Origin of the sequence: Phocaeicola faecalis, assembly GCF_021730445.1 — a bacterium.
GTDB lineage: Bacteria > Bacteroidota > Bacteroidia > Bacteroidales > Bacteroidaceae > Phocaeicola > Phocaeicola faecalis.
Map to the genome: position 1 here is coordinate 171137 of NZ_JADNRM010000004.1, position 23869 is coordinate 195005.

Here is a 23869-nt window from a genome sequence, read left to right on the forward strand (position 1 = left end):
GCTTCTGTTATTTTTTGTGAATGACATTCCACACATCCTCTTCCGTACCGTTGAAAGGACCGGATGCTTCAAGCTTCAGTGTAGACATTGCAGCGGCGAAACATCCTGCTTCCTCATACGAAGCCCCTTTGTTCCTCATATACAAATATCCGGTGACATAAGTATCTCCACATCCGGTGGCATCCACTATATCTTTAGGCGGATAAGCCGGAATCCGGAAAAAATGTCCTTCGGCAAAGATGACCGAGCCCAGACTTCCGAGAGTAATCAAGACTTCTTTCACTCCCCATTCGGCAAGTTGAAACGCGGCCTGCTTCACTTCCTTGTATCCGGTGAGCACTTCCATTTCGTGTTCATTCACTTTCAAGATATCAATATATTTCAGTGCCTCTGTTTTTTCTGTCCAGTCCACCGGATACACCTTTTCACCTCTTACTTCGCGAAGGTATCCCTGAGCATCGACAGACAGCGTACCTTTTCCTGACAGATATTTGATTACATCAAGGGGAAAGTCATCGGAGAGCAAACTTCCCAGATGAAAAATATTCGCTTCCACATTCTCCAATTGCTCCACGGTGAAAGGGTCGGCTTTAGCCAAAACACGTTGGGTGCGGTTGTCCTGATTCGCTCCGTATGTATTCTCGAAATACACAGTGCGACGGCTCGGAATAACTTTTACTTCAATCCCCTTGGCGCGAATATCCTCCACAGATTTAAACTCGGTAGGGGCGAGTGCAGTAACCAGTTTATAATGCTTGGTGTCTTTTAAGTGGCTGATTCCGTGAGAAAAGTAGTAAGAAGTACCTCCCGGCATATAAGTCGTTTGCTTTGGTGTTACAATTTTATCCAGTGTTATATGCCCTATACAACAAATATCATTCATACCTATTAAATGTTTAACGGTTGCAAAGGTACAAAAAAACTGAGAAAAGCATGGTAGTTTTCAAAAGAAGGTGTAACTTTGTCACAATTATCTTAATCTCTACTATGAGATGCAATTTAACAAGGAAATTAGAATGGAAAAAATGAATGTAAAACCGGCTACCGGTAAATTGGGCGTTCTTTGTGTAGGATTGGGCGCTGTTACTTCAACTTTTATGACGGGAGTTCTGATGGCTCGTAAGGGCTTGGCAAAACCTGTCGGCTCTATGACTCAATATGATAAGATGCGTGTTGGCCGTGGAGAAAATAAAAAGTATTTGCATTATGGCGAAATCGTTCCATTAGCAAACCTGAATGACATCGTATTCGGTGCATGGGATGTTTATCCGGCTAATGCTTATGAATCAGCAGTCAATGCTGAAGTTTTGCAAGAGAAAGACATTAATCCTGTAAAGGATGAGTTGGAAAAAATTGTTCCGATGAAAGCTGCTTTCGACCACAACTATGCCAGCCGTCTGGATGGAGACAATGTGAAAGATTGCAAGAACCGTTGGGACATGATGGAACAACTGCGCGAAGATATCCGTAATTTCAAAACTGCGAATAATTGTGACCGTATTGTGGTTCTTTGGGCTGCTTCTACAGAAATCTATGTTCCGGTTGAGGAAAAGATACATGGAACATTGGCTGCTTTGGAAGAAGCTATGAAGGCTGACGATAAAGAACACATCGCTCCGTCTATGTGCTATGCTTATGCAGCTCTGTCGGAAGGTGCTCCTTTCATTATGGGTGCTCCCAATACTACAGTCGATATCCCCGCTATGTGGGAATTGGCAGAAAAGACTAAGATGCCTATCGCCGGTAAAGATTTCAAGACCGGTCAGACATTAGTAAAATCAGGTTTTGCTCCGATTATCGGAACTCGCTGTTTAGGTTTGGAAGGTTGGTTCTCAACTAATATTTTGGGTAACCGTGACGGTTTGGTTTTGGATGAACCGGCTAATTTCCGCACAAAAGAAGTCAGCAAGTTGTCTACACTGGAATCAATTTTGGTACCTGAAGAACAGCCTGACCTGTACACAGATTATTATCACAAAGTACGTATCAATTACTATCCTCCCCGCAACGACAGTAAGGAAGGTTGGGACAACATCGACATCTTCGGATGGATGGGCTATCCCATGCAGATTAAGATTAACTTCCTTTGCCGTGATTCAATCCTTGCTGCACCTCTGTGTCTGGACTTGGTATTGTTGAGCGACTTGGCTGCACGTGCAGGACGTTTCGGCATCCAGCGTTTCTTGAGCTTCTTCTTGAAGAGCCCGATGCACGACTATACAGAAAACGAAATTCCTGTCAATCACCTCTTCCAGCAGTATGCTATTCTGAAGAATGCTATTCGCGAAATGGGTGGTTATGAAGCAGATCAGGAAATAGACTAACCATTATCTTCATTGTTTAACAGGTGCGGTTTACGCGGATATACGGTTTCTCTTTATTAAAGACCGTATTAATCCGTGAAATCCGCGCCTGTTTTTTATTTTTCTGCCAGAATTACTTGTTGTCTGCCGGGGAATTTGTAATTTTGTCATATTAATATGAGAAATATGGTTAGGTCAGAAATACAAAATGTGAAGCTCAGGTTCGGTATTATCGGAAATGCAGAAGGACTGAATCGTGCCATAGATGTGGCTATTCAGGTGGCACCTACCGACTTGTCAGTATTGATAACCGGTGAAAGCGGTGTCGGAAAAGAGAGCTTTCCGCAGATAATCCATCAATTCAGTCGCCGTAAACATGGACAATATATAGCCGTAAACTGTGGAGCGATTCCTGAAGGAACCATAGATTCAGAACTCTTCGGTCATGAGAAGGGAGCTTTTACCGGCGCTATCAGTGACCGTAAAGGTTATTTTGCAGAGGCCGATGGGGGTACAATCTTTTTGGATGAAGTCGGTGAATTGCCTTTGTCCACCCAGGCCCGTTTGTTGCGTGTGCTCGAAAGCGGAGAATATATTAAAGTAGGTTCGTCGAAAGTGCAAAAAACAGATGTGCGCATCGTTGCCGCCACAAATGTCAACCTGACAGAAGCCATTTCCGAAGGACGTTTCCGCGAAGACTTGTATTATCGTCTGAATACTGTCCCCATCAAGATACCGCCCTTGAGAGAACGTGCGGAAGACATCGCTTTGCTTTTCCGCAAATTCGCTTCGGATTTTGCCGAGAAATATCGTATGCCTGCCATTCAGTTGACAGAAGATGCGAAAGCAATGCTGTTGGCTTATCCGTGGCCGGGCAATGTCCGCCAGTTGAAGAATATCACGGAGCAAATATCCATTATCGAAACAAACCGTGACATCACCCCCGTTATTTTACAGAATTATCTTCCTGCACAACAGCAGGAGTCGCGTTTGCCTATGCTGTTCGGTATAAAGCCGGGAGATAAAACATTCGGCAGTGAACGCGAGATTTTATATCAAGTATTGTTTGATATGCGTCGCGATGTGACCGAGCTCAAGAAGTTGGTCAATACCCTGATGGCCGAACGCGGAACGGCAGCAACCGTAGCTCCGGCAACGACAACTGCGGTATCTTATTACCAGGAACCCTCACGCAATCTGGTTCCGGCAACACCGGCTCCCGTTCCTGTCCCTACCATCAACATCTCTGCAGCCAAGCAGATGCCGGTGGACGACGATATTCAGGACACGGAGGAATATGTGGAAGAAACACTGTCACTGGATGAAGTGGAAAAAGAAATGATACGGAAAGCCTTGGAGCGTCATCACGGAAAACGGAAAAATGCGGCGAAAGACCTGAATATTTCAGAACGCACACTATATAGAAAAATAAAAGAATATGGCTTGGATTAAGAACATGAAATGGATGGGCTGCCTGATTGTACTGACAGGTATACTCACGGCTTGCTCGGTTTCTTATAAATTTAATGGCGCGTCCATTGACTATGCGAAGACTAAAACAATCTCTTTCGAGAATTTCCCCAACCGTTCTGTCGGCTTTGTTTGGGGTCCGATGGAGAATATGTTCAACACTGCGCTGCAAGATGTTTATTTGCAGCAAACGCGTCTGATACAGGTGAAACGTGGAGGCGATTTGCAACTTTCGGGAGAAATCACAAACTATGATGCTGTAAATAAAGGTATCGGCTCCGACGGTTATTCAAATATGGTGGAACTCCGTATGACAGTCAGAGTGAACTTTGTCGATAAGTCTAACCCGAAGAATAACTTTACCAATCAGCAATTCTCGGCCAGCCGTGAGTATAAATCCACTCAGCAGCTTTCGTCCGTACAGGATGAATTGGTAAATCAGATGATTAAAGATATTGTGGACCAGATATTTAATATGACGGTGGCCAACTGGTAATACCTATCTTCGACATGACACAACAGCGCTTATATGAATGGATTGCACATCCCGAGTTTTTGAATCGGGATACCCTTTACGAGCTTCGTACCTTGCTTGCCCGTTATCCTTATTTTCAGACCGTGAGACTGCTCTATCTGAAAAATCTGTTTTTGCTCCATGACATTACGTTTGGAGAAGAGCTGAGGAAAGCGGCCTTGTATATAGCCGACCGTAAAGTGCTGTTTTATTTGATTGAAGGCGAGCGGTTTACCATTATGCTCTCGGAAGGAGAAGCAAAGACTTCCGATTTATTGGGGCTTGACCGTACACTCTCATTGATAGATGCATTTCTGGCCGGGCAGCCGGAGGAAGAACAGAGAGATGTCACCCAACTGCCGATGGACATAACGGCGGACTATACATCTTATCTATTGACAGAAACGGAAGAGAAAGTTCCGGTTGCCGAAATTCCGCCATTGAAAGGACAGGATTTGATAGACAATTTTTTGGAAAGCAATACAGACGAACCCCTTCTATCTTCACAAGAGGTGACCGATGAATCGGAAGTGGAAGAAAAAGAGCCGGAAACGGAAGATGAGAGTTATTTTACCGAGACATTGGCAAAAATATACGTTAAACAACAAAGATATTCAAAGGCTCTTGAAATTATTAAAAAATTAAATTTGAAATATCCAAAAAAAAACGCTTACTTTGCAGACCAAATAAGATTTTTGGAGAAATTGATTATTAACACTAAATCAAAATAAAGAAAATGTATTTATTACTTATTGGATTAATTGTGCTTGCAGCTCTTTTGATGTGTTTCGTTGTATTGATTCAGAATTCAAAAGGAGGTGGCTTGGCTTCTAGTTTTGCTTCTTCTAATCAGATTATGGGTGTTCGCAAGACTACGGATTTTATTGAGAAATTGACATGGGGATTGGCTGCTTTCATGGTGGCATGCAGTGTGCTTACTGCTTATTTCGTTCCTACAACTCATGCAGAATCTTCTGTAATCATGGAACAAGCTGTAAAAGAAGGCGCTACTAATCCGTTGAACGCACCTTCAGGCTTTGCTGCTCCTCAGACTGACGGCGCTGCAACAGAAACTGCTCCGGCTGATTCTGCACAGTAATTTTTTAGACAGTATTTTCCTTAATCATAAGGGTAAGCGGTTTGCTTCTTTCAGGAGGCAAACCGCTTTTTTTTAAACTCTTTTACCTTCATCGAATGATTTTAAAAAGATTATTGTATTTTTGCGAAAACGAATATATCCATACGCGGTATGGAGTATGTCTAAAAAATATCATATATGAAAAAAATCTATTCCCTTTCTCTCTTTTTATGCGTTTTATGCATAATGAGCGGATGCTCTAAAGAGGATGACAATGGCGGTGGTCAAGGCGGCGGTGACGGCAGGGTGACAACCGATGAAATTTATTATGCCAACCAGTTTGCTTATGATGCGCTGGATACCTATTATTTGTGGAAAGATGAAATAGCCGTAGGGATGCAGAAACTCGATCCGAATGTAAATGAAGATCCGATTGGCACCATAAAAGAGATACGGTTTAAGGAAAACAATAAGGAGGTGGACAAGTGGACGATGATGACGGACGATATGGCAAGTCTCGTGGATAATATGGATGGAGTTTCCACTACTTACGGATATAATCTGATGCTTGGAAAGTTTTCCAACTTAGACAGTTATTTCTTCATCGTGACGTTTGTCTATGAGAACAGCCCGGCCTACAAAGCAGGTATGAAGCGCGGGGATGTCATTATGCAGCTGAATGGAAAAGAGATTACGAAGGACAATTATCAGGAAGCTCTTTATAGTTCGAATATCACTCTGGGTATGGGTGAGCAGAAAGGCAATGGCATTGGGCTGAGCGGAACAAAAATAACGCTTGATGCCGTTAAAATGTACGAAAATCCGATACTTGTACATAAAACATTCGATGTCGGAGGCAAGAAGGTCGGCTATTTGGCATATAGCAGTTTCGATTTGGATTCGGCAGAGAAACTGGTGGAGATTTGTCGTCAGTTTAAAGAAGAAGGCATCAGTGAACTTATTCTGGATTTGCGTTATAATGGCGGAGGTTATGTCTTTACGGAAAAGGTATTGGCATTTATGCTTGCACCGGAAGATGCGGTGAAGAGCAAGGCCATATATGAAACGGAGATATGGAATAAGGATTTAATGGACTATTACAAGAAAAAGGGAGAAGACTTGAATACTTATTTCAGTACCATTGTCACCAATGGTTCCAAAACTATTAATGTAGAAGGGGCCAATGTGGGCATCACCAAGATTTACGGGCTTATCGGTTCGGGCACAGCATCGGCTTCCGAATCTATACTTATCGGATTAATGCCTTATATGACAGTGGAACTGATTGGAAGTCAGTCTCATGGCAAATATTGTACGGGAGCGTTGCTTGGCCCTGAAAATATTTATTCGAAGTTTCCGGAGGTCATCAAGAACTGGGGATTGTATGTAATGATTAACCGATATGCCGATAGGGATGGCAAGAACCCTTGCATGCCTGATGGCTTACAGCCGGATGTTGCGGTAGCAGACGCTCCGCTTGACGGTTGGCAGTTGGGTGATGAGAATGAAACTTTGTTGAAAGTTGCACTCGATAGGGCAGCAGGTAAGACAGACCGTTCCGTGTCTCGCAGCGCGTCTCTGCTTCCGTATGAATTGACTCTCATGAATGCTAATCCGTTGTATGGTAAGCGTATAGACAATACTTTAATAGATAGGATAGAGAGAAAGTAGATACGGAAATGTAATCACGTAAGAGTTGTTTCTGAACTGACGTCTGCCGATAAGCATGAACTGGCTGTCGGATGCTTTTCCGGTTGTCGTTTCAGTCGGGTGACATCCTCGTTTCACCCGGCTGAGACGAGGATTTCACCCGGGTGGCATGAGCGTTTCACCTGGGTGGAATGATAAAGACAAGGACGTGAAAATTGTTTTTGGACACCAGATTTATTATTTTCTGAAAAGTAAGTAGTGTTGGTGGGTCATTTCTATAAAAAATGCCTACCGTGACTATTGTTATATGTTGGTAGATACAAATCTTTATTGTTTCCTTTCACAGAACACTATTGTAAATCAGTGTGTTGAGTCTCGTTTTGTGTGAAAGCAGTTTTGTTGAAACTATCTTGGGTGAAGAAAAAGACCTCACCTGTAGAAAGAAAGTACATAATAAAAGCAAAAAAGTATATAAGAAACTTTCTTCCTAATTAAGAATATATTATATTTGTGCCGAATATTCTCTTATGCGTAAGGGGATTTATGTATTTATTAAGAAGCGTTATTGAAATTATCTTCTATCATCAAACTTCGCAACTTTGATTTCACCTGAAGATGATAACAACAACGCTCACGTCTGTGTTATATACCTGCCATTGGTGTGGCATCTATATATCAAACGGCGTGGGTGGCTGTTGTTTATCCAGGTGAAAGGCATTGCGAAGGCCCGATGATAGGATAAACAAGATACAGCCCTCACGCTTTTTTATTAATTGTCATGCAAAGAGGGAAGACATGACAAGAGTTAACCGTTTTTAGGCAACTAAAACAATGCAGGCGTATGAAAAAACAAAAACACACGCGAATGCCGTTCTTCGCATTCCATTTCACGTCGGGGGACTACAGCGGTGAGATATATACCACCGGTCCACCAGGAATCTTCCGCCCTCAGGCAGCAATTACTATTTATTTTTGCCAAGTGTCGCAATGTGTAATTGGGGCGTATAATGTCTGATATATCAACTAGAAAATCATATTTAAATTTTATTGTACGAAGATTATGAAAGAAAATAGCATTGAAACGTATGAAGCTCCGAAAGTGGAAATCATTGAAGTGGAAGTGGAAAAAGGATTTGCAACCAGTGGTGGTGGCGAAAACGGTAATTGGACTGACTGAAGAAATTTATGAGGGGGTGGTGTCAAAACGTGGATAATGCTGTCGTTTAGTTCGTAGGGGCGAGGTTCGCTCGCCCGAAAACAGTTTGTTTTGTGTATTCGGGCAGGCAAACCCTGCCCCTACAGCTGACGATTGGATAGACCGATTGAGTTTTGCCACACTCCATTTGTAGTGTTAGGAATAATGTATGAAAACAAAAAGCGAATCATGAAAGTTAGATATTTAATAAGTTTGGCTGTGGCGACTGCTTTGCTGGCTGGCTGTAGCAACGAAGACGACTTTGGCACAAAGGTCACGAATGGAATGTTAAGAGCCACCATGGAAAGCAATGCTTCCGGCATGGCACGTGCAGGATTTGATGATAAAGGTGTATTTTATTGGTCGGAAGGCGACCGTTTGGGTGTAACCATGCAAGACGGAAACGGTTATACCACCGGTTTTACAGCCCTTACTCTGGCTGAAGGCGGAGCCGGTCAAGCCACGGCTTCCTTTAGTGGGAATATGACGGGAACTATAGCCGGTTATGCAGCTTATCCTTATAATGACGGACACTCTATTTCAACTGCTGAAGGTGGTACTACAACGCTTACTTACAATTTCCCGAAAGAGTACAGCTATACGAAGGTGGACGCTGATTATCAAACGGAAACAAAAGGTAAAGGCAATAGTTATAATCCTGCCATGTGGGGAAAGATTGAGAACAGTAATGTAGCATTGAAGCATTTGGGAGGTGTGTTTTGCATTAAGTTCGCCAAATTGCCCATGGGGGATAATCTAAAACTGACTTTCACGGCAGACCAAAAGATAGCCGGTAAGTATACGGTAACATTGTCTGGTGATGCACCTGAATTGGAAGCCACAAATGCTACAGATGATTCGGAAAAGACTGTCAGTATTGCTTTTAGTAACAATGTTGAAAATACTTCCGGTACATTTTATATTCCTGTGCCGACAGGTAGTTATACCAATGTACGTGTGAAGATATTGAATGGTACGGAAGAATTGGCAAATGTCTTTGGCGGCAATTATAGCATAGCTCGCAGAGATTTGAAGAAATTGTCTATTGCTAGCGGAACGATTACCGGTGGCGAAGCCAAGACTGTATCTTCTGTGTCTGAGGTTGCCACGGCTTTAGAGAAGAATACTGCAGTAACTGTATCGGGTGAGGTTTCAGGCGATAGTAATACGATAGAAGTGCCTGCTGCACAATCATCTGAGACTCCTATAAGTATTGCTTTCCAAAATGTGGCATCGGGAGCTAAAATAGACTTTGAAGATAAAGCAAGTAGCGGTAGCGGAACTTCATCATCTGTGAAAGACATGACGATTGCCCTGCCGGAAATAGAGAGTGCTGGAGAGGCTCCGGTGGTAAATGTCAATATGCCGAATACGACTGTCACATTATCTTCAAACGGAGGAAGTACTACCATCAAGGAGGCGACAGCTGCTACAGCCGAAAACACACTTGTCGTTGATGCAGGAGTAACAATCACTAAGTTGATTGTGAAGAAAGGGAATGTGAGACTGAAAAAGGGTGCAACAATCACTAACATAGAACGACATTCGGAGAATACCAATGTAGTGAAAGTCTTTGTGGAATCGGATGAGGGATATCCTGATTTATCTGGCAATGCGAACTTTGAAGTAGTCGATGCGGCAGTAGCGGAAATGGAAGCGGTTGCCAAAACTGGCGGCAATTTTATTTTGGAACAGGATGTCACTCTTTTCCGACCGTTGATGGTTGAGGGGGCATTGGTTCTTGATTTGAATGGCCATAGCATAAAGGCTAAAAGTACAGGTTTGGAACAAGTGTTGAAGACTAAGGATGCGGTGGTTCTTGTACGTCGTGGTGCTCACCTGACTGTTAATGACAGCAGTAACGGTAAAGGTAGCATTGATTATAATGGGGCGGAAAGTGTTTATACAGCACTGAAGTTGACTGACGGCGATGATGGTGCCAGTGGTGATGTGGCAAAACTGACAGTAAACGGTGGTACGCTTAAGGGTAGTTATTACGGTATCTGCGGTAATGGTGATCGTCACGAAACCGAAGTGGTTATCAATGGTGGAACAATTACGGCTGCGAATGCTGAAGAAGGTACAGCCATTTATTATCCGCAAGACGGATTATTGACAGTTAATGGCGGTACTGTCAGTGCACCGACCGGTATAGAAATGCGTTCGGGTACATTGACAGTCAATGCGGGTGTTATAAAGAGTACAGCAACTACATTTGATGAGAAGGCCAATGGCGATGGTACGACTATGACCGGTGTGGCAATTGCCGTCTCACAGCATGTTACCGATAAAGACCTTAAAGTGCTTATTAATGGAGGAACACTGACAGGTCCTTATGCTTTGTATGAAAAGGATTTGCAAAATGAGACCGGAACTAAATCTTTGGAAATTAAAGATGGTCTCTTTGAAGGGCAAGTATATAGCAAGAATTGTACTGCTTTTATTAAAGGTGGTACATTCTCTGATATAAGTGCTTTAGAATCAATTGAAAGAACATTGATTTATTTGACAGATGATGCTAATCTCAATTTTGTATTGGACAAAGACTGTACTGTTTCTCCCTTTATTGTACTTGCATCTCAAGTAGTGAATATTAATCTTAATAAGAAAACATTGACCATTGATGATAAGCTTGAAGGCAGAACATTCATCTTGGTGAGGGGAGGTAGTCTTAAATTGACTGATGGAAATATCACAGATAATGAAAGGGGAATAGCTCTTACGGCAAATAATGCTAAATTGGAATTGGATGATATAGTTTATAAAGCAACGGCTGCAGATGCTGTAGGTATATTGAATGACAAAAATATTCAAAGTACTTCTATCATAGTTAAAAACTCCACTATAACGAGTGGATACTATGCAATTAATACTAATGCTCATACGAATCCAGTGGTAGGTAGTACAAAGATAGTGCTGGAAAATTCTCACTTTGTAGCTACTGAAACAGCTCTCTTAATAAATATTCCGTCGGAGGTGAATATTGATAATTGCACATTCTCAGGAAATCATCAGGCAGCTTTTTTGCGTGGAGGAACTTATACGATTAAGAATTCTTCATTTACGCTGAAAGCTGAGCTTGAGAGCAGTCACGGTGATAATAATCACATGAAACAATGGAGCGAAGGTAACCAAGCAGCATTTGCAGGTATAACAATCGGCAATTATTTGAGCTCTGCTTATCAATATCCTACCACGGTTGCTATGATGGGTGTTACAGTAACCGTAGAGGGTACTCATGCTTCTTCATTCCCGGCTATGCATGTTTGTGCGAATGCAGCAACGGACAAAGGTGTAACGCTCACTTATGATGATGCTTGCTCTTTCACTTCAACTTATAATCCGGCTGTGGAATATGGTACTACCAATATTACCGTGAACGGACAGAAGGTCGATAGCAACGTAAAGCAAGAAACAGAGAACTGATAATTGTTCAATAAAAAAGTTTGTAATATTCATCAAAAGAAAGCCGTTTCGTCCGTTATGGTTCGGTGGGACGACTTTCTTTTTCTTAAAGTATGAAATTATTATGCGAATCAATACAAAATTCAAGCTCCGCGATATAGCCGGAGAAACTATCATAGTCAATCAAGGTACGCCCGAAGCCGACCTCACCCGCATCATCTCCCTCAATGCTTCGGCACGACTGCTTTGGAATGAGCTTTCGGGCAAAGACTTTTTGACAGAAGATGCTGCGGAAATATTAATGGAGCATTATCCTGTTTCGGAAGAAACGGCACAGGAGGATGCAACGGTTTGGGTGGATGCCTTGAGGAAATGTGGCATCATATCGGATGATTAAAATATGTATATGCTAAGGTTTATCTAACATGAAATTGAATATTACGGAACAGATGCTTTTTGCCTTGTTGCGTTCTGCCTTGCATGGTACTCATGCAGATGCAACAGTCTTTGCCGGCATCACTCCCGAAGCTTGGGGGGAATGTTACCGCTTGTCCGTCCAACAGGGTGTAATGGCACTTGCCTGGGATGGCTTGATTACTCTTCCAGCCGAGTTACAACCATCCAAATCCTTAAAGTTGAATTGGTGGCTGGCGGTAGAGAGGTGTGAAAAGAGGTATCGGTACTATTGTCGGGTTATATCCGATTTATCGACATTCTATGCCACACACGGCATCACTGCCGTGCAACTGAAAGGAGTGGGTTTTGCTGATAATTATCCTATTCCTTCTCACCGTGAGGGAGGTGATATTGACATCTTTACTTATTCTGCAGATTCTTCCGACCTGAGCGATAGAGAAGCTAACAGTCTTGTCGACAAGTTGATGAGAGAGCAGGGGATAGAAGTGGATTTTTCGCATTCGCAAAAGCACAGTATGTTTTATTATAAAGGTATTCCGATAGAGAATCATAAAAAATTTCTGAATACGGAAATATACCGTACGGCTGTTTCAATGGATGCTTTGTTGCGGAAGCTTCTCCGTCCCCGGCTGACAGTGCTTGACGGCAAGTATGAGGTGCTGACTCCCTCGCCGGATTTCAATACTGTTTTCCTTGCTTTTCATTCGGCACAGCATTATGCGCTTGGTTTTGCCATGCATCACTTATGTGATTGGGCATGCCTGTTGAAGAGGCAGGGACTGAAAATACCTGAAGGAGTGACGGATGAACGTTTCCTGGATATGATTTATGCACTTACACACTTGTGCAACCGCTACTTGGGTACGGATGTTCTTGTTATGGAAAGAGGAGAAGAACTGGTGGAGAATTTATTAAAGGAAATGCTTCATCCCACTTATAGCATCAATGTACCGGTTACCGGGAAATGGGGAATATTGGTTTATAAACTGAAACGGATGTTACATATTCATCGTTTGTGTGATAGTGTGATGCGTGTATCTTTGGTAAAGTGGCTTTGGATATCTGTTATCCAACATGTACGTTTTCCACAATCCATATTCCGCCGGAGTGTATCATAGTTTATGTTGAAAGAAATCTATCATTTATTATTGCCCTCGGAGCGAAGAATGGGGATGAGGGTAATACTAGCCGTGTTTTTCAGGGCATTGCTGGATTTTGCCGGGCTTGCAGCTTTAATACCGGTACTTCTTTTTTTGATGGAAGAGAAGGAAGAAAAGGGTGAAGCACTATTGTTTTGCCTGTTGGCTGTCGGGTTTGTTTTATTTAAAAGTGTGCTGGTCATGGGATTGTCCCGTTTTCAAAACTATTTTTTATTGTCTTTGTATAAACGATTAAGTCTGTCTCTTTTTTCTTCTTATTATCATCGCGGATTGTTGTTTGTCTGTCGGCTTGGCAGCACCCGTTTGGGATATGAGGTAAATTATGTGTGCTATACTTTCAGTATGAATTTGTTGTCTCCGTTGCTGAATATGACGGCTGATGTATTGCTTGTTTTATTGATAACTACGGTACTGTTGGCCTATGCGCCGATGACGGTGCTGATGTTATATATTGCTTTTTTCCCTTTTATGTTGATGTATATATTCGGAATCAAAAAGCGGATAAGGTATTATGGTGAAAAAGAGTTGGTGGCACGGCGCGAACAGACACGTATTGTAACCGAAGCTTATAAAGGATATGCCGAGCTGGAAGTGAATCATGCTTTTCCTTCTTTGCAACGTTCTTTTCTGAAGGGTTTGGATGCGATTTCCTTTTGCCGTTTGAAGCTGGAGACGGTGTACCATCTGCCGCTTTGCCTTTCAGAATTATCAGTCGTTATAGGACTCACACTGCTTGCATTGTATGGAACAGGAAATGTGAAAGCGCTGGTGGGAATCTTTGCCGTAGGTGCCTTTCGTTTATTGCCGGCTTTGCGTGAATCGCTTTCTGCATGGACTCAGATACAGAATTCCGTTTTTTGTCTGCGGATTATAAAAGCGGGAATAGAAGATTTATGTTCAGCTTTCGAAGAAAAACAGACAGCCGGATTATCGTTTGAAAAAGAGATTGCAATATCCAATCTTTCGTATAGTTATCCGGAGGGAAAGAGAGTCTTGAAGGAGTTTGATTGTACGATTCGGAAAGGGGAGTATATTGGTATTCGAGGTCCAAGCGGTATAGGCAAGTCCACTTTGTTCAATCTTTTATTGGGGTTCTTGAAGCCTGACGGAGGGGAGATACGGATAGACGGTGTTCTCCTTTCTGCAGAGAACAGGGAGTTGTGGCATCGCCGGATAGGGTATGTGCCGCAGGGCGTTTTTATTCTTGACGGGACGCTGGCTGAGAATGTTGCATTGGGATGTTGTGATATCAGCAAGGAGAAAGTGAAACGGATATTGCGGCAGGTGAGGCTGGATGAATGGGTGGATGAGTTGCCGCAGGGAATGGATACGCTGCTTGGTGAAGGCGGGGCACGTTTGTCGGGGGGACAGAAGCAAAGGGTAGGAATCGCACGTGCGCTTTATAAGGAGGCGGATGTATTGTTGTTGGATGAGGCGACTTCAGCGTTGGATACGGCAACCGAACGCGAGATAAATGAGATGATATGCGGGCTCAGGAATGATTATCGGGAACTGACGGTTTTATCAATAGCCCATCGTGAGAGTTCGTTAGCTTTTTGTAATCGTATAATAACTTTAAAATGAAAAGAAAAATGCATCATATATATAAGGTAGGCGGTCACTGTTTTAAAGTATCGGGCAGTAGCCTGTGTTCTGTCTTGGAGCGAATGACGGGGTTTGCTCCTTTTGAGGTTGCCGAGGGGGATGGTCATGTACCGGAATTCTTTGTTATGGAAGGAAAGTCAGGGAATATTCCCGATTTTTGTGAACGGCAATATGTGTTTGCTCATGAAGGAGTGGAAGGAATCTTCGGATGTACCTCGGACGGTTATTTATTAAGATTATCTCCGGTAAAGGAAAAAAGTCTTTTTCTGTGGACTGATAATGAAGTAAATGTTTGTTATTTGTGCGGCAACTGGTCAGCTCGCTTAGTGCGGTTTGCCTTGTGGATGGGTTATGGGATACAGACGGCAATGTCGGATACGGTAGCTATACATAGCAGTTGTATCGTATATCATCAAAAGGCTGTGCTCTTTTTGGGGGAAAGTGGTACAGGAAAGAGCACTCATACTCGTTTGTGGCAGGAGTATCGGACAGGAGCCGTATTGCTGAACGACGACAGTCCGGTGGTGCATGTTGAACATACCGGAATATGGGTTTATGGTAGTCCATGGAGTGGGAAAACGCCTTGTTATAAAGCAGAACGATATGAATTGGCTGGTTGTGTGAGACTATCACAGGAAACTTCCAATCGAATGGTCAGATTAGGGATATTGCAGTCCTATGCAGCTCTTCATCCTTCTTCTCCTCCGGAGTTTGCTTATGATAGGAGACTTTATGAAGGTATCAGTACCACATTAGGGGAAATCGTTTCCAAGGTTCCTTTTTATCATTTGGCCTGTTTGCCGGATGAAGAGGCTGTGAAGTTGTCTTGTCGTACTTTATTTGCAGAGAATGATGAAGCAGTTGCCAAATGATTGTTTTTTCTCTCTTGTAGAGGATGATATTCATAATGGGAAGAGTGTACGTTTTCGGATGAAAGGCAGCTCTATGTTTCCGTTATTACGCGAAGGGAAGGATGAAGTGGCGGTTTATCCATGTAAGGCAGAATCTTTGAAACCTATGGATGTGGTTTTGTTTCGTTATCGCGGACGGTGTCTACTTCACCGGATTGTCGGGATGGAAAAGGGTCGGTTTATTATGCAGGGAGATGGTGTTTGCACTTTCTATGAGGAATGTACAGCTGCAGATATCATCGGGGTATTGAGGCTGGTTTATCGAGGTTCAGGACGTGTCATATCGGTTTCTTCTTTGCGTTGGCGTATCTTGAGCCGTTTATGGCGAAGCTTGGGAGTTTTCAGGAAAGTAGGTTTATGTATTTTTCATCGTATTCTGTTTTGATAAATATGCTTTTGTACTTATATTTGCTCCTAAAAGTTTTAATGCCCCAAATAATACAGAATTATGTTGAAACTCATATCATGGAATGTAAACGGTCTGCGTGCCTGTTACGATAAAGGTTTTGCCGATGCCTTTCGTCGGCTGGATGCTGATTTCTTCTGTCTGCAGGAGACAAAGATGCAGGAAGGACAGTTGGATGCTCAATTTGAAGGATACCACTCTTATTGGAACTATGCAGAGAAGAAAGGGTATTCGGGCACTGCTGTTTTTTCCCGTCTAAATCCTCTTTCGGTGACTTATGGGATAGGCATTGACGAGCACGATCACGAAGGACGTGTGATTACTCTTGAACTGGACTCCTTCTTTTTGGTGACGGTTTATACGCCTAATTCTCAGGATGGGTTGCGCCGATTGGAGTATCGCATGAAGTGGGAAGATGACTTCCGTGCGTATTTAAAGAAATTGGAGGAAAAGAAACCTGTCATCGTTTGTGGTGACCTCAATGTGGCACATCGTGAGATTGACCTGAAGAATCCGAAAACCAATCGTAAGAATGCCGGATTTACAGATGAAGAGCGTGCTAAATTTACTACTTTGCTGGAATCGGGATTTACGGATACGTTCCGTTATTTCTATCCGGAGCAGGAGGATATTTATTCATGGTGGTCTTATCGTTTCAAGGCGAGAGAGAAGAATGCGGGTTGGCGTATTGATTATTTTGTCACTTCCTCTTCATTGAATGATAAATTGAAGGGTGCGGCAATCCATACGGATATACTCGGTTCGGACCACTGTCCGGTGGAACTGACAATCGAACTGTAAATGCCTTGGCCGTAGGGAGCAATGCATTGTGCCCCTACGGTGATGTATTATCTATACTGTGCCGGTTGCATTGACGGCTATGAAATTTAGAACTTGCCTTAAGATGGGGGGCTATAATGTGAATCTTATTTATACATAGCTCGTCGTGTCCAGAAAAACACTTCAAAAAAGAGCTTTTAATTGTCGCACAAAATCTTTCATAACAATCGTAATTGGTAGAAAATCAGAGACTTATTTAGTCGCAAAACTCTCCTGATTTTATAGCTCGAAATGTATTCTTCTTCTATACCTTTGCTTCGGAAATTAAATAAAATACGATTATGAAAAACAAAGTAAAGGTATTGATGGTGGCTCTTCTAGCTTTATTGACGTTGGGAGCATGTCAATCGTTCTCTTCTAAAAAAGATGAGGTTTGGGTGGCGGATGTACGTTCAGCCATGACAAAAGACACTCCTTTCTCTATGAAGGAGGATGTAGTGGGAATAGAATATATTCCTTTGGAAACAACAGACTCTTGTCTAATCAGTAATGTGACCTATTTGGTGATGGATGATGATTTCATCTTTATTCAAAATGGGAAGACGGACCAGATTTTTAAATTTACCAGACAGGGAAAGTTTGTCTGTCAGATAGGCAGGATGGGGAACGGCCCCGGCGAATATGCTCCTTGGACGATAGAGAATATCTCGTTGGATGTGAATAAGAAAGAAGTCTTCTTGAACAGCAGGCGAATGCCGGCATTCGTTTATTCTTATGAGGGTGAGTTTTTGCGTACTGATACTACAACGGAAGAAGCTGTAGGAAATCGTTATGTATTGAATAACGGCTCGTCTGCATTGGCGGGAGCCCCGATTACTCCTATCTGGCAATCGCCTTGGCTGGTTGCCCTTAAAGATAAGGATAATCAGATGATGGCAGTCAAAGCGCCTTTCCCTGCCAGTGTTCCGGCAGATGCCTGTTATATGCAGGATATACAGTTTGTTCCTTTTCAAAACTCTGCCTTGGCTTATACGCTCTGTAATGATACTGTGTTTAGGGTGACGGAAACAGGTATTTTTCCCGCTTGCATTTATGATAAAAAGAATGGTGCCGACTATAATGAGAAGATTGCGAATATCAATGAAATGGCTAAAGACAATACAAACACATTATCTACTATAGAGTTGTTCACCTTTTTTGAAACTTCACGTTATTTCTATTTCCGGACTATTGTCTTGTCCAAGCCGGAGAAGTGCTTTTTCCAGCGTTTGGATAAGAACACCGGAGAATTCTTATCCCGGCCCGTCAAGCAAGATTTTATGGAGATGTCTTTCGGGTTTAGTGATGGCAATGTGATGGGAATGGAAAATGATTTGGATGGGGGAGTGCCTTTCTGTCCGAGCTATATTTATAAAGACAGAATCCGTGTGCAAGTCATTAATGCTGTGACGTTGGAGAAATTGAAAGACAAAGGATATCTGAAAGATAAACCCGCTGCCTTGCAGTTGGGTGTTGATGATAATCCGATGGTTATTGTATATACATTTAAAAATTAATTTGTGCTATGAAATTACTAAAGTATCTTTGTTTATTGCCTTTTATGGCTTCTTGCAGTTCGGAACAAACTCCTCAAGAGTTACTTTCGGTAGATTTGAGAAGCGGTATGGATCATCCGTCAATGCTTGCCTTGCAAGATGAGATAGAAAGTGTGGAATACATTCCGTTGGAAACAACGGCAGATCCGGCTTCTTTGCTAGACGGAGTGTCCGAATATGCCGTGACAAGTAATTATATCTATGTTTCTCCTGTTAAGGAACAGCGTATCGTGCAGTTTGACCGGAAGGGGCATTTTATCAAGACATTGATTCCCTTCGGACAGGGGCCGGGCGAATTTAGTGATTTCCTGGCAGGCATGCAGGCAGACGAAAAAAACAATCGTCTTTATTTGTTCTGTTCCAATAAGATTATGGTCTACACTTTGGATGGCGAGTTTGTTCAGAATTTGAATCATGACTACATGATTGCTTATCAGCGTATGGTGGGCAAGAATCGTTTTGCTTCGGTGGCCTTTCCTTACATGCCTTTCGAAAGTGGTAGTTACGGATTGGGAGTTTTTTCGGAAAAGGCAGATACTATTGTCATGAAGAATGACTTCTCGTCTCCTTTGGTACCCCGTGAAAAAGCCGGGTTCACCATTGCATTGGCAATGGCTTATTCTGATGTGGAAGAATCTGTCTTGTTTAAGAGTGGCTGCAATGATACCGTCTTTAGAGTGGCTGCGGATGACATTCTTCCAGCGTGCGTGTTAAGGACAGGTAACTCGGATAAGGAGGTGATACGTTCATTGGATGCTACCGATTTTACTTCGCTGAAGAAAAAGTTTGGCGAGGACCATGATATCTTTGTATTTGATATGTTTGAAACTCCTTCCAATTATTATTTCCGTTGCAAATATAATGCAGGACATTATGTGGCTTCTGTCCATAAGAAGACAGGGCAGGTATTGGCAGAGAAGTGTGTGCAGCCGGGAGATATCCGGGCATTGGGAGATGCTAATTTGCTTTACGGAATGCTCGGAACCAAGAGCTATCAGGATTTTCCGGTATGGGGACGTACGCAGGGTGATTGTCTGGTGCAACTGCTCACTGCCTATGAGTTGCATCTGTATAAAGAGAAGTGCAATATAACTGTTCCGCCTGAGTTGAAAGAGGTAAATGACGATAGTAACCCTGTTTTTATTGTATATAAATTGCGGAAAGCCTAAAAAGTGATATTTTTGTAATATGATAAAAATACGTCCATTCATATTGTTGTCTGCCTGGGTAGTCATTATTGGGTGTTTCAATGGAGCTTGCAGTAGGGAGAAACATACTCCTCAACTGTCATGGGGAAAGTATTATTTGTGGAATGCACCCGATTCGGCTCTTCAGGTATTGAAAACAATTCCCTCGCCGGAAAAACTTTCTAAAGAAGAATATAGTCTTTATGCCTTGCTCATGACACAAGCCATGCACAGGTGCGGACAGAAAATATCTTCTGATTCGTTGATTGACATCGCTGTGGAATATTATTCGTCTCATGGCACTTCCGATGAGAAGGCATCCGCATTTCTTTATAAAGGATATGTGCTGGAGAATCTGGGAAAGGATAATGCCGCCATATATGCTTATAAACAGGCGGAAGAGGCGGTGAAGTCTGCAAAAGATTTACGGATTCATTTTCTGGTGTATACGGCATTGGGACATATCAATGGGCGATATGCACATTACGAACAATCTGTTGGCTATTATAAAAAAGCATTGGATTTGAACCTGTCTGTCCCCTCATGGAAAGCCATGGGGGGCAGCTCGGCTTTTATTCCGCTTTATTTGGGGCAAGGTACGCCCCGGTATAATGAAGAGGTGAAATTGGTTCAGGATAAATTCTTTGATATAGTAAACCGGATGGATTTCAGCACTCAGGAAAAGATATACTATCGCTTGGCGCTGGTAGAAAAGGATAAGAAGAACTGGAATGAGGCTGTCTCTTTGCTGAAGCAGGCGCAGGAACGTACTTCTACGGCTGAGGCGCGGCGTGGATACGATATCGAATTGGCTGAAGTGTATAAAAAGTTGGGTAAAGATGCAACGGTGGACAGCCTGCGTGCTGAAGTTCTGAAATCTTCCCGTCCTAAGTTAAGAGCATCGGTATATAAAGATATGTACAGAGAGATGCAAACAAAGGGATTTGAGCGTGAAGCAGCCCTCTATATGCAGCATTATATTAATGAACTGGAGTTGCTGTTTACGTCGGGGAGCCGTGCCGAATTATTGGAGATAGAAAAGAAATATGATTATTCGGCAGTACTGAGACAGAGTAATGATTATCGCAGCCGCTGGACGATAACGATACTGATAACGATAGCTTCTGTTTGTACGTTGGCCTTATTGCTGTGGGGAAGCTGGAAGTTTTTCCGCCATCAAAAACTGGATATTCTGCGTAATTATAAAAAGGATGCTTCTAGTCTTCAGGAACAGATTGATGCGCTTCAGGAACGGATAGAAGAGAATCAGGGAGAAGCAAAGCATTTGCAGGAGCAGATGCAGGTGCTTGAGGCTGAGAAAAGAAATAAGGAATTGCGTATCCGCCAACTGGAAGTGACGTTTCGTTCGAAACACATTTCGCTCCCTGTTGAGACAGTGGAAGCCACTCAGACTTATTTGCAGATTGTATCAAAAAAGAATCCCCGTTATAACCCTGCCGAAGACCGTGCCAAGTTGGAACATTGGTTGAATGTATCCCATAATCGGTGGGCGGAGCGTCTTGAAGCGTTTTATCCTTCGCTCACAAACAATGAAAAGGATATCTGTTTTCTGTTCGTACTGGGACTCGGATTTGATGATATTGCCGATTTGTTGGGCGTTCAATCTCGTTCGGTCGACCGTGTGGTCTATCGTATATGCAGAAAGATGGGGTTGGAACAAGGTAGCAAAGAAGAATTTGTGGCGCAAATCAATCGGATGGATGAATGTGCCACAAATAAATAGTTTATAAAGCCACCTCCATAGCCAGTACTTGTGATTCCTCATTGGCTTTAATGGTAATGCTTTCAGTATCCCACACACCGATACCGTCACGTCGGGTTAGGTTTTCGTCGGCTATATCTACATTTCCTTCTATGATGAAGAAATAGACGCCTGTATGCGGTTTGTGCAAATGATAATCCACTTTATGGCCGGCACTCAGTGTCCCCATCGAAAACCAGGCATCTTGCAGCAAATGTGCCGGAGTATTTCCGTTAGGCGAGATGAAGGTCGCCAATTCATTGTGTTTCATCAATGGGAGGATATTGTAATTATGATATTCCGGTTCTGTTTCTTCTTTGTTGGGGATTATCCAAATTTGCAGCAATTCAAGTTCTTCCTCATTACTGCCGTTATATTCGCTATGATAGATACCTTTTCCTGTGCTCATCACTTGGATTTCTCCGGGGGTGATGACACTTTGATTCTCTACACTGTCTCCATGTTTCAGATAACCTTTTAGCGGGATGGAGACCACTTCCATATTTTTGTGGGGATGCATATCAAAACCTTCTCCCGGAGAAATCCAGTCGTCGTTTAATACCCGTAAGGCACCAAAATGAATTCGTCTTGGATTGTAATAGTTTGCAAAGCTAAATGTATGGTATGTCTTTAACCAGCCGTGGTTAAAATATCCTCTTGAGGTAGCTCTATCAATAATCGTTTTCATACTTATCCTTTCTTTGTTTATAAAGTTATTGATATGTATATAACAAAACCAGGCATTGAAAAGTTTTCATGATGGTCGGGCTGTCAGGGAGGGGAGAGGGGATAACAAAAAAAGAGATGAGTAAAACTCATCTCTTTTCTAAGAGCGGAAGACGGGGCTCAAACCCGCGACCCTCAGCTTGGAAGGCTAATGCTCTATCAACTGAGCTACTTCCGCAATTTTTTGTGGGCAAAGATGGATTCGAACCACCGAAGTCGAAAGACAGCAGATTTACAGTCTGCCCCATTTGGCCACTCTGGTATTTGCCCATTCGCTTATTAAGAACTCCTTAATTCTCTCATTGAGGAGGTTTGTTTCTCAATTGCGATGCAAAGGTACGACTTATTTTTGAATATGCAAATGATTGCAGAACTTTTTTTCAAAATTCCTGCAATTTTCGTTTAAAGTCGACCATTTTAATAGCTGTAATGGCTCCTTCATCTCCTTTATTACCCAATTTACCACCTGCACGATCTTCTGCTTGTTGCATGGTATTGGTTGTAATTAGTCCATAGATGACGGGTATGTCAGTTGTTGCATTCAGGTGAGCTATACCTTGAGTAGTGCCGGCACATACATAGTCGAAGTGAGGAGTATCTCCGCGCACAACGCAGCCTATTGCTATGACTGCATCTACTTTGCCGCTTTTAATCATTTGTGCGGAGCCATAGGTTAGTTCGAAACTTCCGGGGACTGTCTGCACCAGAATGTTTTCGTCTTTCGCTCCGTGTTTCTTTAAAGTATTGACAGCACCTTCTAAAAGAGGGCCGGTAATATTGCTGTTCCATTCGGATACTACGATACCAAAACGCATATTTTCTGCGTTGGGTACAGAATTAAAATCGTAGTCTGATAAATTATGATACGCTGTTGCCATAGTTTATATATGAATTAATAAGGCACGGATTTCGCGGATTTCACGGTCTGTTCTAAAAAAAAAACCGTGTGTGTCCGTGTAATCCGTGCCTATGATATGATTAAAAAGTATCCTTTTTCTTATTTGATAGATGCACGTTCAATATACTTATCAATATCCATTGACTGATAAGAATTGAAGTACTTGTTTTTAATCAAAGTGTAAGCATTCACAGCTTCGCTGTTCTTACCCAACTTTTCATAAATCTGTCCTGCCTGAATCAAATAGATAGGGCTCAATGCCTGACTGTCTGCTTTGTCGGCTGCCTTCATCAGAGTGGCGGCAGCTTTGTCCAATTGTCCTGCCTGAGCATAGCAGTTGCCCATTGTTCCGAGCAATGCCGGACTTACCAGTTGGTCGTCAGCGCTAAACTTATTCAGGTATTTCACAGCTTCTTCATATTTGCCTAATTGTGCATAGCACACACCTGCGTATGCATTTGCCAGATTACCGGCTGCTGTTCCGCTGAATTCGTCAGCTACTTTCAGAAAACCTTTGTAACCGATACTGTCACCGTTCAGTGCAGTTTCAAAATTGTCGGCTCCAAAATATTGTTCTCCTTTGAATAAAGCCGCTGAAGCTTTGATTTCATTCGGTTCAGAGATGAAATGCTTGTAACCCATGAAGCCCGCAATGATAATTACAACTGCTGCGATAGCTCCCAGAATTTTACTTTTGTACTTGATAATGAATGCTTCGGAGGTGCTTAAAGCCTCTTCCATATCCAAAGGATCTTGAGTGTGTTTTTTTTCTGCCATTTTTATATTTACTTTTTATTATTTTTCTGC

General features: G+C 42.5%; 20 protein-coding genes and 2 tRNA genes. 16 read left to right on the plus strand and 6 right to left on the minus strand.

What is annotated here, in order from left to right:
- Positions 1 to 7: 7 nt before the first annotated feature.
- Positions 8 to 883 (minus strand): PfkB family carbohydrate kinase, encoded by an 876-nt coding sequence (locus IR173_RS07100; RefSeq protein WP_237038962.1) that lies wholly within the window; start codon positions 881 to 883, stop codon positions 8 to 10.
- A gap of 133 nt (positions 884 to 1016) precedes the next feature.
- On the opposite strand from IR173_RS07100, the gene IR173_RS07105 reads away from it, so the two are divergent.
- The 16 genes from IR173_RS07105 (at position 1017) to IR173_RS07180 (ending at position 21420) form a co-directional block, all read left to right on the plus strand.
- A complete protein-coding gene (locus IR173_RS07105) occupies positions 1017 to 2324 on the plus strand; it encodes an inositol-3-phosphate synthase (protein ID WP_237038963.1) in 1308 nt (435 codons plus the stop codon).
- A 165-nt stretch (positions 2325 to 2489) separates the two neighbouring features.
- Complete coding sequence (locus IR173_RS07110) at positions 2490 to 3755, plus strand: sigma-54 interaction domain-containing protein (protein WP_237038964.1); 1266 nt, start codon at positions 2490 to 2492, stop codon at positions 3753 to 3755.
- Positions 3742 to 4269, plus strand: coding sequence for an LptE family protein (locus IR173_RS07115; RefSeq protein ID WP_237038965.1), 528 nt, complete (start codon positions 3742 to 3744; stop codon positions 4267 to 4269). The genes IR173_RS07110 and IR173_RS07115 overlap by 14 nt, the downstream gene beginning before the upstream one ends.
- A 14-nt stretch (positions 4270 to 4283) precedes the next feature.
- Positions 4284 to 5018, plus strand: coding sequence for a tetratricopeptide repeat protein (locus tag IR173_RS07120; RefSeq protein WP_237038966.1), 735 nt, complete (start codon positions 4284 to 4286; stop codon positions 5016 to 5018).
- 5 nt (positions 5019 to 5023) lie between these two features.
- Positions 5024 to 5386: a preprotein translocase subunit SecG gene (gene secG / locus IR173_RS07125; protein ID WP_237038967.1), complete on the plus strand. Its 363-nt coding sequence runs from the start codon at positions 5024 to 5026 to the stop codon at positions 5384 to 5386.
- 177 nt (positions 5387 to 5563) lie between these two features.
- Positions 5564 to 7036: a S41 family peptidase gene (locus IR173_RS07130; RefSeq protein WP_237038968.1), complete on the plus strand. Its 1473-nt coding sequence runs from the start codon at positions 5564 to 5566 to the stop codon at positions 7034 to 7036.
- Positions 7037 to 8399: 1363 nt separating this feature from the next.
- Complete coding sequence (locus tag IR173_RS07135; RefSeq protein WP_237038969.1) at positions 8400 to 11636, plus strand: fimbrillin family protein; 3237 nt, start codon at positions 8400 to 8402, stop codon at positions 11634 to 11636.
- A 103-nt stretch (positions 11637 to 11739) separates the two neighbouring features.
- The gene (locus IR173_RS07140; protein WP_237038970.1) at positions 11740 to 12012 is read left to right on the plus strand and encodes a PqqD family protein; all 273 of its coding nucleotides are present in this window, start codon (positions 11740 to 11742) and stop codon (positions 12010 to 12012) included.
- A 28-nt stretch (positions 12013 to 12040) separates the two neighbouring features.
- Complete coding sequence (locus tag IR173_RS07145) at positions 12041 to 13150, plus strand: nucleotidyltransferase domain-containing protein (protein ID WP_237038971.1); 1110 nt, start codon at positions 12041 to 12043, stop codon at positions 13148 to 13150.
- 3 nt (positions 13151 to 13153) lie between these two features.
- Positions 13154 to 14776, plus strand: a complete 1623-nt coding sequence (locus tag IR173_RS07150; RefSeq protein WP_317207929.1) for an ABC transporter ATP-binding protein — start codon at positions 13154 to 13156, stop codon at positions 14774 to 14776.
- 8 nt (positions 14777 to 14784) lie between these two features.
- Positions 14785 to 15669: a phosphoenolpyruvate carboxykinase (ATP) gene (locus IR173_RS07155; RefSeq protein WP_237039010.1), complete on the plus strand. Its 885-nt coding sequence runs from the start codon at positions 14785 to 14787 to the stop codon at positions 15667 to 15669.
- A complete protein-coding gene (locus IR173_RS07160) occupies positions 15647 to 16093 on the plus strand; it encodes a S24/S26 family peptidase (protein WP_237038973.1) in 447 nt (148 codons plus the stop codon). Before IR173_RS07155 ends, IR173_RS07160 begins: the two co-directional genes overlap by 23 nt.
- Before the next feature lie 63 nt (positions 16094 to 16156).
- Positions 16157 to 16915 (plus strand): exodeoxyribonuclease III, encoded by a 759-nt coding sequence (locus IR173_RS07165; RefSeq protein WP_237038974.1) that lies wholly within the window; start codon positions 16157 to 16159, stop codon positions 16913 to 16915.
- A gap of 320 nt (positions 16916 to 17235) precedes the next feature.
- A complete protein-coding gene (locus IR173_RS07170) occupies positions 17236 to 18450 on the plus strand; it encodes a 6-bladed beta-propeller (RefSeq protein ID WP_237038975.1) in 1215 nt (404 codons plus the stop codon).
- A gap of 8 nt (positions 18451 to 18458) precedes the next feature.
- On the plus strand, positions 18459 to 19658 hold the full coding sequence (locus IR173_RS07175; protein ID WP_237038976.1) for a 6-bladed beta-propeller: 1200 nt from the start codon (positions 18459 to 18461) through the stop codon (positions 19656 to 19658).
- Between the two features lie 19 nt (positions 19659 to 19677).
- Positions 19678 to 21420, plus strand: a complete 1743-nt coding sequence (locus tag IR173_RS07180; protein ID WP_237038977.1) for a hypothetical protein — start codon at positions 19678 to 19680, stop codon at positions 21418 to 21420.
- A 1-nt stretch (position 21421) separates the two neighbouring features.
- On the opposite strand, the gene IR173_RS07185 is transcribed toward IR173_RS07180, so the two are convergent.
- From IR173_RS07185 to IR173_RS07205, 5 genes are all read right to left on the minus strand, one after another.
- Positions 21422 to 22126 (minus strand): pirin family protein, encoded by a 705-nt coding sequence (locus IR173_RS07185; RefSeq protein ID WP_237038978.1) that lies wholly within the window; start codon positions 22124 to 22126, stop codon positions 21422 to 21424.
- Between the two features lie 143 nt (positions 22127 to 22269).
- Positions 22270 to 22342, minus strand: a tRNA-Gly gene (locus tag IR173_RS07190).
- A 9-nt stretch (positions 22343 to 22351) separates the two neighbouring features.
- Positions 22352 to 22434 (minus strand) — tRNA-Tyr (locus IR173_RS07195).
- A gap of 110 nt (positions 22435 to 22544) precedes the next feature.
- Positions 22545 to 23042, minus strand: a complete 498-nt coding sequence (gene ribH, locus IR173_RS07200) for a 6,7-dimethyl-8-ribityllumazine synthase (protein WP_237038979.1) — start codon at positions 23040 to 23042, stop codon at positions 22545 to 22547.
- 119 nt (positions 23043 to 23161) lie between these two features.
- A complete protein-coding gene (locus IR173_RS07205; protein WP_237038980.1) occupies positions 23162 to 23839 on the minus strand; it encodes a tetratricopeptide repeat protein in 678 nt (225 codons plus the stop codon).
- Between the last annotated feature and the right edge of the window lie 30 nt (positions 23840 to 23869).

Coding starts and splice junctions, on each gene's coding strand:
- IR173_RS07175 (WP_237038976.1), top strand. CDS start 18,459: ATGAAATTACTAAAGTATCTTTGTTTATTGCCTTTTATGGCTTCTTGC.
- IR173_RS07160 (WP_237038973.1), top strand. CDS start 15,647: ATGATGAAGCAGTTGCCAAATGATTGTTTTTTCTCTCTTGTAGAGGAT.
- IR173_RS07145 (WP_237038971.1), top strand. CDS start 12,041: ATGAAATTGAATATTACGGAACAGATGCTTTTTGCCTTGTTGCGTTCT.
- IR173_RS07135 (WP_237038969.1), top strand. CDS start 8,400: ATGAAAGTTAGATATTTAATAAGTTTGGCTGTGGCGACTGCTTTGCTG.
- IR173_RS07170 (WP_237038975.1), top strand. CDS start 17,236: ATGAAAAACAAAGTAAAGGTATTGATGGTGGCTCTTCTAGCTTTATTG.
- IR173_RS07105 (WP_237038963.1), top strand. CDS start 1,017: ATGGAAAAAATGAATGTAAAACCGGCTACCGGTAAATTGGGCGTTCTT.
- IR173_RS07180 (WP_237038977.1), top strand. CDS start 19,678: ATGATAAAAATACGTCCATTCATATTGTTGTCTGCCTGGGTAGTCATT.
- IR173_RS07130 (WP_237038968.1), top strand. CDS start 5,564: ATGAAAAAAATCTATTCCCTTTCTCTCTTTTTATGCGTTTTATGCATA.
- IR173_RS07205 (WP_237038980.1), bottom strand. CDS start 23,839: ATGGCAGAAAAAAAACACACTCAAGATCCTTTGGATATGGAAGAGGCT.
- ribH (WP_237038979.1), bottom strand. CDS start 23,042: ATGGCAACAGCGTATCATAATTTATCAGACTACGATTTTAATTCTGTA.
- IR173_RS07150 (WP_317207929.1), top strand. CDS start 13,154: ATGTTGAAAGAAATCTATCATTTATTATTGCCCTCGGAGCGAAGAATG.
- IR173_RS07100 (WP_237038962.1), bottom strand. CDS start 883: ATGAATGATATTTGTTGTATAGGGCATATAACACTGGATAAAATTGTA.
- IR173_RS07165 (WP_237038974.1), top strand. CDS start 16,157: ATGTTGAAACTCATATCATGGAATGTAAACGGTCTGCGTGCCTGTTAC.
- IR173_RS07140 (WP_237038970.1), top strand. CDS start 11,740: ATGCGAATCAATACAAAATTCAAGCTCCGCGATATAGCCGGAGAAACT.
- IR173_RS07155 (WP_237039010.1), top strand. CDS start 14,785: ATGCATCATATATATAAGGTAGGCGGTCACTGTTTTAAAGTATCGGGC.
- IR173_RS07120 (WP_237038966.1), top strand. CDS start 4,284: ATGACACAACAGCGCTTATATGAATGGATTGCACATCCCGAGTTTTTG.
- secG (WP_237038967.1), top strand. CDS start 5,024: ATGTATTTATTACTTATTGGATTAATTGTGCTTGCAGCTCTTTTGATG.
- IR173_RS07185 (WP_237038978.1), bottom strand. CDS start 22,126: ATGAAAACGATTATTGATAGAGCTACCTCAAGAGGATATTTTAACCAC.
- IR173_RS07115 (WP_237038965.1), top strand. CDS start 3,742: ATGGCTTGGATTAAGAACATGAAATGGATGGGCTGCCTGATTGTACTG.
- IR173_RS07110 (WP_237038964.1), top strand. CDS start 2,490: ATGGTTAGGTCAGAAATACAAAATGTGAAGCTCAGGTTCGGTATTATC.